Source organism: Actinosynnema sp. NPDC002837 (assembly GCF_040295345.1).
Lineage (GTDB): Bacteria > Actinomycetota > Actinomycetes > Mycobacteriales > Pseudonocardiaceae > Actinosynnema.
The window spans coordinates 60,277-68,658 of sequence record NZ_JBEOVG010000048.1 but is presented as its reverse complement, the minus strand read 5'-3'; the positions used below and the strand labels follow the sequence as shown (position 1 = coordinate 68,658).

The window sequence follows — 8,382 nt, the reverse complement described above, 5'->3', positions numbered from 1 at the left end:
GTTGCCGGGGGGGGCGCGGGGGGGGGGCCCCCGGCCGGCCCCCCCAACCCCCCAATACCCCCCCTGATTGCACCCACGTGAACAAGCACCTGGTTGCGGCAGAAGTCTCTTACGGATCGCGTATACCTGTCCAGGGAAATCCATCAAGATCTTCGGATAATTTCAGCACGAACTGCGGTCAAGTTCAGTACAACTAATCGGTAGAACATCACGCCCCGACCCGAGAGGCCCTGCATGTCGACCTCGGCGCAACTGCTCCTGCCCGCGGGCAACCAGCTCAGCAGGCTCCTGCACACCTCGCCCTTGCTGATGGACACCACGTTGGACCAGCTCAGGACCTTGATCGCGGTGTACGAGACGCGATCGGCACTGCGCGCGGCCCGCGTGCTCGGCCGTGAGCAGTCCAGTGTGCAGAAGCAGATCGACACGCTCAACCGCAACTTCAAGTCGTTGTGCGGGGAGCCGCTGGTCGTCAAGCAGGGCCGGGGAAAAGACGTGCTGATCACCCAGACCGGCGAGGCGCTGGTCGAATTGGCGCGCACCACCCTGACCGAGTGGCTGGATTCGATTCACGAGTGCCGCCGCAAGCTCGGCACCACGGTCACCGTCGGCACGACGCGGTTCATGCTCGACTCGCTGGCCAAGGCGTGGCACCACGTGGCGGACGACTTCCGCCGGCGTGACGTGGAGCTGAAGGTCGTGCACATCCGCACCAAGGACATCTGGAAGAGCCTGGAGTCCAAGGAGGTCGACATCGTGTGCGGCAGCGTGGTGACGCACGCGGGCCGCAACAGCGGGGTCGAGGACTTCGACGTGATCGAGTGGCGGCGCGGCGGGTTGGCGCTGCTCACGAACCTGCCGGAGAGCCGGCTCGGCGCGAGCGTCGGCACCGGGGAGTTGCCGAAGCTGCCGCTGGTCGTGCCCGGTGACGGGTTGATCGCGGAATTCCTGCGCGGCTGGTTCGGATCGGACTACCGGAACGAATTGGACATCGCGGCGGAGATCGACGAGATCCAGTACGGCATGTCGCTGCTGCGGTCCGGGCTGGTCGAGGGCTGCATGATCGTCACGTCCGGCCTCGGCGTGGTCGCCGCCAACAACGAGCTGCGCGAGGGGTCGGGCCTGCGGGTGGTCGCCCTGACGAACGACCGCAAACCGCAGCTGGAGCGCTTGGTCGGGGTCTTCGCCCGCAAGGACGAGCGGGCGAAGTTCCCGGCCGACCACCCGTTGAACCTGCTGTGGGCAGCGTTCCAGCGGGAGGTGTCGGACTAGCGGTGCGGCCTAACGCGCCGGGTCCGCCGGGCGTTCCTCACGGCGCCGTTGGGCTTGGCGCACCAGCCACTCCAGTCCGGTGAGAGGCTTCGGCTCCTGAGGCTTCTGCCGTTCCACGGGCTCCTCCTGCTCCTGTTGCGGTTGGGGCGACGGACGCTGGGCGTCGAGGTCGTTCATGGCGCGCTCCCTACCTTGGTCGACAGCGAGTGCCGTCGATCGGAGCACCGACCGGGGTCGGTCCGCTAGAGCGATCAGCCCTATGGGTGACAGCGGACGGTTCAGCGCCGGCCGGTGGCCACGGCGTCGCCGTAGCGCTCGGCGTACCGGGTGGGCGTCTCGCCGACCATGGCGGTGAAGTCGCGGACGAAGTGCGGTTGGTCGGCGTAGCCGAGGTCGGCCGCCAGCGCCGCCCAGTCGATCCGGCCGCCGGCCTCCATGCGCTCGGTCACCTCGCGCAGGCGGTAGCGGCGGATCACCCACTTCGGGCCGACGCCGACGTGCTCGGCGAACAGGCGTTGCAGCTGCCGGACGCTGCCGCCGACCTCGCGGGCCAGCACGTCCACCCGCGTCATCAGGGGGTCGCGGATGATCCGCTCGACGATCTCCACCGCCTCCGCCGCCCTCGGGTCCGGTTCGGGCAGGTTGCGGCGGAGCAGGGCCTCCACGGCGTCGAGGTCGGCGTGGGCGGGCAGGTCGGCGAAGACGGTCTCGGCGGGGACGGTCCGGTCGGTGAGCGACTGGACCGGCGCGCCGAGGAACGGCCGGAAGGCGCCGGGGCGGAAGGCGACGCCGAACACCCGGCCCGCGCCGTCGAGCTCCTTGAACACGTGCCCGCTGGACACGCCGGCGATCACGGCGCCGCCCTCGTGGAACGTCAGGTGCACGTTCGGGTAGGGCACGATCAGCTGGCGGTACGGCCGGTCGTAGCGCCACCGCACCACCCAGTACCGCGCCACGTGCGCGGCCAGGTCGGGCGAGGGCTGGTGGAACTCGTGGCTCTGGTGCCGCCGCCACGCCAACTCGCGCTCGTCCCTCGTCACGGTCGCGAGGGTATGTCGCCTTTGTTCAATACACCCGCGGCGACCGTTCCTACGGTGGGCGGCATGTCCCGTGAGCAGTTGATCGACAAAGCCGTGGCGACCGCGTTGGAGGTCGTCGGGAACATCAAGCCCGACCAGTTGGGCGCGCCGACGCCGTGCGCCGAGTTCGACGTCCGCAAGCTCGTCAACCACCTGCTGTTCTGGGGGCCGTCGCTGAACGCCTCCGCGCGCAAGGCGCCCGTGCCGCCGCCCGCCGCCTCGGACGCGGACGTCGACCTCACCGGGGGCGACTGGGCCGCGGACCTGGGCGACTTGCTGCGCGACCGCGCCGTCGCGTGGGGCGAGCCGTCGGCCTGGACCGGCACGACGACGATGGGCGGCCCGCAGGAGACGCCGGCCGGGATGATCGGCGCGATGGTGCTGGGCGAGACGGTGGTGCACACGTGGGACCTGGCCAAGGCCACGGGTCAGGCGCCGTCGTGGGACGGGGACGTGCTGGAGTTCGTCCACGCCGACCTCGTCGTGACCGCGTCGATGGGACGCGACATGGGCCTCTTCGGCCCCGAGGTGCCCGTGCCGTCGGACGCGCCCCTGATCGCGCGAATCGTAGGCCTGACGGGCCGCACGCCGTAGCTCCGACCGCGTGATGTTCGCGCTGGTCAGGCGGCCAGATGCCGGCTGACCAGCGCGAAGTCGAAGAGGATCAGTCCCGCAGTTCCATCGTGCAGCACTTCGGGCCGCCGCCGGACTTGCGGAGTTCCGAGATGTCGACGAAGACCGGTTCGAAGCCGCGGTGGGCGACCTGGTCCGCCAGCGCGGTCGCCTCGACCGGCAGGATCACGTGGCGGCCGTCGGAGACCGCGTTCAGGCCCAGGCAGGCGGCGTCCTCGGCGGTCGCGATGACGGCGTCCGGGAACAGGCGGCGCAGGACGCGGCGGCTGCCCGGGGAGAAGGCGTCCGGGTAGTAGGCGATCAGGTCGTCCGCCAGGACGAACAGGGCCACGTCCAGGTGGTAGTAGCGGGGGTCGGTCAGCTGCAGGGAGATGACCGGCACGCCCAGGGTCTCCTGGGCCTCCGAGTGGGCCAGGGGGTCCGTGCGGAAGCCCGTGCCGGCCAGCAGGTACTTGCCGGTCCAGGTGAAGTCGCCCTCGGCCTCGTTCGTGCGCTCCGGCATGACGACGTCGCGGTAGCCGTTGGCCAGGAACCAGCGGCGGAAGTGGTCGGCTTCCGCGGCGCGCTGGGGCGCGCGGAAGCGGGAGCCGAGGACCTGGCCGTCGATGACCGTGCCGGAGTTGGCCGAGAAGACCATGTCCGGCAGCCCCGGCTGCGGCTCGATGGTCTCGACCTCGTGCCCGAGGCGCTCGTAGGTCTCCTTCAGGGCCGTCCACTGCTCCATCGCCAACGACGTGCTGATCGGCTGCGTGGGGTCCATCCACGGGTTGATCGCGTACTCCACCGTGAAGTACGCGGGCGGGCACATGAGGTACCGACGGGTGGTCGGCACGCGCACCTGCGCGGCGGACGTGGCGACGTCGAGCACGATCGGCTCGTCACCGGGGCCCGCGAAGGAAACCGAGGTCATGGATCGAAATGTAGATTGCCGTCTGACCCTCGAACAACGCCGCGATATTGCGTCTTCTAGGGCAGAATGTTGCGTGTGGACACGATCGACCAGCGAATCATTTCGCGCCTGATGGCGAACGCCCGCTCCAGCTACGCCGACATCGGCAAGGAGGTGGGCCTGTCCGCACCCGCGGTGAAGCGGCGGGTGGACAAGTTGCTGGACACGGGCGTCCTGCGCGGCTTCACCGCCGTCGTCGACCCTGAGCAGCTCGGCTGGGGCACGGAGGCGTTCGTCGAGGTGCACTGCCGCGGCAACGTCGCGCCGCACGACATCCAGCAGCGCTTGGAGCCGATGCCCGAGGTCCGCGCCGCCTACACCGTCTCCGGCGCGGCGGACGCCATCGTGCACCTGCGCGCGGCGAACATCCACCACCTGGAGACCGCGCTGGAACGGCTGCGGGCCGTCGAGATCATCGACCGCACCGTCTCGACCGTAGTGCTGTCCCGACTCTTGGACCGCCCGCCGGCACCTTAGAGTCGCGCGCATGGCCGAAGTGCTCCTGCAACGCTCCGACCGCGTGGCGGTCATCACCGTGCACGACCCCGAACGCCGCAACGCGCTCACGCTCGACCTCTCCGACCAGCTCGTGGCCGCCGTCCGGACCTGCGAGGACGACGCGGACGTGCACGCCGTCGTGATCACGGGCGCGCCACCGGCGTTCTGCGCGGGGGCGGACCTCACCGCGCTGGGCGAGGCCCGGGAAGAGGGCCTGCGGCGCATCTACGCCGGGTTCCTCGCGGTGGCCGGCTGCGCGCTGCCCACGATCGCGGCGGTCGGCGGCGCGGCGGTCGGCGCGGGCCTCAACCTGGCGCTGGCGTGCGACGTGCGCCTGGTCAACGCGAACGCGAAGTTCGACGCGCGGTTCCTCCAGCTCGGCATCCACCCCGGCGGCGGGATGACGTGGATGCTGCACCGGCTCGCCGGCCCCCAGACCGCGACCGCGATGACCCTGTTCGGCCAGGTTTTGCCCGCGGACGCGGCGGTATCCCACGGGCTGGCCTGGGCGAAGGTCGACGGCGGGCACGACGAGCTGGTCGCCGCCGCGGTCGAGTTCGCGCGTCCGTCGGCCGACGCCCCGCGCGACCTGGTCCGCACGATCAAGGCGTCCATGCGCACCACCGCGACCCTCGCCGACCACGCCCAGGCCGTGGACACCGAGCTGACGCCCCAGGTGGCCTCGATCGCCACGCCGGAGTTCCAGGCCAAGCTCGCCGCGATGAAGGCCCGGATCAGCAGGCGCGACTGACCTGGACAGCCGGCCCGAATAACTGTAACTTCGAGTAACAGTTACCGGCCGGTACTACTCGGATACTGCCCAGTTCGCGCCCCGCGCACCTGGTGGGACGAACCGTCCCGCACAGTGGTACAGGAGAAACCGGCTCCCGCGCGGGCACGACTACCCTCGCGGAGGGGCACGGGGGCAGCAGCCCTCGGGCGTTGTGAGGAAAGGGATCGGCGTAGGACATGACTACCGACGTTGGTAACGGCGCCGCGCCAGGTGGCTCGCCGGACAAGACCGGCACGGTCCGCAAGCTCGACCGCGTGGTGATCCGGTTCGCCGGCGACTCCGGCGACGGCATGCAGCTGACGGGTGACCGCTTCACCTCGGAAGCCGCCGCCTTCGGCAACGACCTCGCCACCCAGCCGAACTTCCCGGCCGAGATCCGGGCGCCACAGGGCACGCTCCCCGGCGTCTCCAGCTTCCAGCTGCACTTCGCCGACTACGACATCCTCACCCCCGGCGACCGCCCCGACGTGCTGGTGGCCATGAACCCGGCGGCGCTCAAGGCGAACATCGACGACCTGCCCAAGGGCGGGATCCTGATCGTCAACACCGACGAGTTCACCAAGCGCAACCTGGTCAAGGTCGGCTACGCGGCCGACCCCCTCGAGGACAACTCCCTCACCGAGGCCTACCAGGTGCACAAGGTCGCGATGGCCACGCTGACCATCGGCGCCCTGGAGAACACCGGCCTCGGCAAGAAGGACGCGGAACGGGCGAAGAACATGTTCGCCCTCGGCCTGCTGTCCTGGATGTACCACCGGCCCACCGAGGGCACCGAGCGGTTCCTCCGCGAGAAGTTCGCCAAGAAGCCCGACATCGCCGAGGCCAACGTGCTGGCGTTCCGGGCGGGCTGGAACTACGGCGAGACCACCGAGTCCTTCGCCGTCACCTACGAGGTCGCGCCCGCCAAGCTCGACCAGGGCACCTACCGCCAGATCACCGGCAACACCGCGCTCGCCTACGGCCTCGTCGCCGCGGGTCAGCAGTCCGGGCTGCCCCTGGTGCTGGGCACGTACCCGATCACGCCGGCGTCGGACATCCTGCACGAGCTGTCCAAGCACAAGAACTTCGGCATCACGACGTTGCAGGCCGAGGACGAGATCGCGGGCATCGGCGCCGCGCTCGGCGCGTCCTACGGCGGCGCGCTCGGCGTGACGTCGACGTCCGGCCCCGGTGTGGCCCTGAAGTCGGAGACCATCGGCCTGGCCGTGATGACCGAGCTGCCGCTGATCGTCATCGACGTGCAGCGCGGCGGCCCGTCCACCGGCCTGCCGACCAAGACCGAGCAGGCCGACCTGCTCCAGGCGATGTTCGGCCGCAACGGCGAGTCGCCGGTCGCGATCGTCGCGCCGCGGTCGCCCTCGGACTGCTTCGACGCCGCGCTGGAGGCCGCGCGCATCGCGCTGGTCTACCGCACGCCCGTGCTGCTGCTGTCCGACGGCGCGATCGCCAACGGCTCCGAGCCGTGGCTCATCCCGGACGTGGCCGACCTGCCCGACCTGCGCGTGGCGTTCGCCACCGAGCCGAACGCGCCGGACGGCACGTTCTGGCCGTACCTGCGCGACCCGGAGACGCTGGCGCGGCCGTGGGCGGTGCCAGGCACGGCCGGCCTGCAGCACCGCATCGGCGGGCTGGAGAAGGCCGACGGCACCGGCAACATCTCCTACGACCCGGCCAACCACGACTACATGGTGCGGCTGCGGCAGCGCAAGATCGACGGCATCGAGGTGCCCGACGTCGAGGTGGACGACCCGTCCGGTGAGGCGCGCGTGCTCGTCGTCGGCTGGGGCTCGTCCTACGGCCCGATCGGCGCGGCGGCGCGGCGGGTGCGCAAGCTGGGCATGCCGGTGGCGCACGCCCACCTGCGGCACCTCAACCCGTTCCCGAAGAACCTCGGCGACGTGCTCGCCCGGTACGACCGGGTCGTCGTGCCGGAGATGAACCTCGGCCAGCTGGCGCTGCTGCTGCGCGCCAAGTACCTGGTCGACGCGATCAGCTACACGAAGGTGCAAGGCCTGCCGTTCAAGGCCGAAGAGCTTCAGGACGTGCTCGCCGACGTGATCAAGGGAGTGTCCGAATGACGGCGACGGAACTGGGCTTGCCGACCGTTGGTGGGCTGGTCGGCGTGCCCACGGCGGACGAGCCGCAGAAGGCCAAGGACTACAAGTCGGACCAGGAGGTCCGCTGGTGCCCCGGCTGCGGCGACTACGTGGTGCTCAACGCCGTGCAGTCGTTCCTGCCCACGCTCGGCCTCAAGCGCGAGAACATCGTGTTCGTCTCGGGGATCGGCTGCTCGTCGCGGTTCCCGTACTACATGAACACCTACGGCATGCACTCCATCCACGGGCGCGCGCCGGCCATCGCGACCGGCCTGGCCGTGGCCCGGCCGGACCTGTCGGTGTGGGTGGTCACCGGTGACGGCGACGCGCTGTCCATCGGCGGCAACCACCTGATCCACACGCTGCGCCGCAACGTGAACCTCAAGATCCTGCTGTTCAACAACCGGATCTACGGCCTGACCAAGGGCCAGTACTCGCCGACGTCCGAAGAGGGCAAGGTCACCAAGTCCACCCCGTTCGGCTCGCTGGACCACCCGTTCAACCCGGTGTCGCTGGCGCTGGGCGCGGAGGCCACGTTCGTCGGCCGCGCGGTCGACTCGGACCGGGCGGGGCTGACCGAGGTGCTGCGGCAGGCGGCCGAGCACCGCGGGTCGGCGCTGGTCGAGATCTACCAGAACTGCCCGATCTTCAACGACGGCGCGTTCGACGTGCTCAAGGACGCCGACGAGGCCGCGCGCCGGATCATCAACGTGGTCGACGGGCAGCCGATCACGTTCGGCAACGGCGAGTACGCCGTGGTCCGGGAGGGCTTCGGCCTGGCCGTGGCCAAGTCGGCGGACGTCTCGCCGGAGGACGTCGTGGTGCACGACGCGTCGGACCTGAACCTGGCGTTCGCGCTGTCGCGGCTGTCGACGCAGGACCTCCAGCACACCGTCACCGGCGTGTTCCGCAACACCGCGCGGACCACGTACGACGACGCCGCGCGGGAGCAGGTGGAGCAGGCCAAGGCCGCGAAGCCCGCGGACCTGCGCGCGCTGCTGCACGGCAAGGACACCTGGACCGTGGCCGGCTAGAACGCCACCCACGACGACGAAGACCCCC

The 8,382-nt window shown here is 70.3% G+C and carries 8 protein-coding genes; 6 read left to right on the top strand and 2 right to left on the bottom strand.

Translation table 11 applies throughout. The features are described from left to right. The first annotated feature begins 234 nt into the window (after positions 1 to 234). Entirely contained in the window at positions 235 to 1,272 is a 1,038-nt protein-coding gene (locus ABTZ99_RS28005; RefSeq protein WP_498776453.1) for a LysR family transcriptional regulator, read from the top strand. A 278-nt stretch (positions 1,273 to 1,550) separates the two neighbouring features. Here ABTZ99_RS28005 and ABTZ99_RS28000 read toward each other — a convergent pair whose 3' ends face one another. Continuing rightward, positions 1,551 to 2,312 carry a DUF6597 domain-containing transcriptional factor gene (locus tag ABTZ99_RS28000; protein ID WP_499615269.1) on the bottom strand — a complete coding sequence of 254 codons (762 nt, stop codon included), beginning with the start codon at positions 2,310 to 2,312 and terminating at the stop codon, positions 1,551 to 1,553. A 63-nt stretch (positions 2,313 to 2,375) separates the two neighbouring features. Here ABTZ99_RS28000 and ABTZ99_RS27995 point away from each other — a divergent pair, with 63 nt between their 5' ends. Then, on the top strand, positions 2,376 to 2,945 hold the full coding sequence (locus ABTZ99_RS27995; RefSeq protein ID WP_499615266.1) for a TIGR03086 family metal-binding protein: 570 nt from the start codon (positions 2,376 to 2,378) through the stop codon (positions 2,943 to 2,945). A 70-nt stretch (positions 2,946 to 3,015) separates the two neighbouring features. On the opposite strand, the gene ddaH is transcribed toward ABTZ99_RS27995, so the two are convergent. Then, positions 3,016 to 3,894, bottom strand: coding sequence for a dimethylargininase (gene ddaH / locus ABTZ99_RS27990; protein ID WP_498776447.1), 879 nt, complete (start codon positions 3,892 to 3,894; stop codon positions 3,016 to 3,018). 75 nt (positions 3,895 to 3,969) lie between these two features. Here ddaH and ABTZ99_RS27985 point away from each other — a divergent pair, with 75 nt between their 5' ends. The 4 genes from ABTZ99_RS27985 to ABTZ99_RS27970 all read left to right on the top strand — a co-directional run bounded on the left by ABTZ99_RS27985 (position 3,970) and on the right by ABTZ99_RS27970 (position 8,354). Next, on the top strand, positions 3,970 to 4,410 hold the full coding sequence (locus ABTZ99_RS27985) for an Lrp/AsnC family transcriptional regulator (protein WP_230566443.1): 441 nt from the start codon (positions 3,970 to 3,972) through the stop codon (positions 4,408 to 4,410). A gap of 10 nt (positions 4,411 to 4,420) precedes the next feature. Further along, the gene (locus tag ABTZ99_RS27980; RefSeq protein ID WP_498776445.1) at positions 4,421 to 5,182 is read left to right on the top strand and encodes an enoyl-CoA hydratase; all 762 of its coding nucleotides are present in this window, start codon (positions 4,421 to 4,423) and stop codon (positions 5,180 to 5,182) included. Positions 5,183 to 5,400: 218 nt separating this feature from the next. Continuing rightward, the gene (locus ABTZ99_RS27975; protein WP_498776443.1) at positions 5,401 to 7,302 is read left to right on the top strand and encodes a 2-oxoacid:acceptor oxidoreductase subunit alpha; all 1,902 of its coding nucleotides are present in this window, start codon (positions 5,401 to 5,403) and stop codon (positions 7,300 to 7,302) included. Next, complete coding sequence (locus tag ABTZ99_RS27970) at positions 7,299 to 8,354, top strand: 2-oxoacid:ferredoxin oxidoreductase subunit beta (protein ID WP_498776441.1); 1,056 nt, start codon at positions 7,299 to 7,301, stop codon at positions 8,352 to 8,354. The genes ABTZ99_RS27975 and ABTZ99_RS27970 overlap by 4 nt, the downstream gene beginning before the upstream one ends. Positions 8,355 to 8,382: the final 28 nt, after the last annotated feature.

What these genes read in the sequence shown, in the direction of transcription:
- ABTZ99_RS27995 (WP_499615266.1), top strand. Translation starts at nt 2,376, where the DNA reads ATGTCCCGTGAGCAGTTGATCGACAAAGCCGTGGCGACCGCGTTGGAG.
- ABTZ99_RS27975 (WP_498776443.1), top strand. Translation starts at nt 5,401, where the DNA reads ATGACTACCGACGTTGGTAACGGCGCCGCGCCAGGTGGCTCGCCGGAC.
- ABTZ99_RS28005 (WP_498776453.1), top strand. Translation starts at nt 235, where the DNA reads ATGTCGACCTCGGCGCAACTGCTCCTGCCCGCGGGCAACCAGCTCAGC.
- ABTZ99_RS27970 (WP_498776441.1), top strand. Translation starts at nt 7,299, where the DNA reads ATGACGGCGACGGAACTGGGCTTGCCGACCGTTGGTGGGCTGGTCGGC.
- ABTZ99_RS27980 (WP_498776445.1), top strand. Translation starts at nt 4,421, where the DNA reads ATGGCCGAAGTGCTCCTGCAACGCTCCGACCGCGTGGCGGTCATCACC.
- ddaH (WP_498776447.1), bottom strand. Translation starts at nt 3,894, where the DNA reads ATGACCTCGGTTTCCTTCGCGGGCCCCGGTGACGAGCCGATCGTGCTC.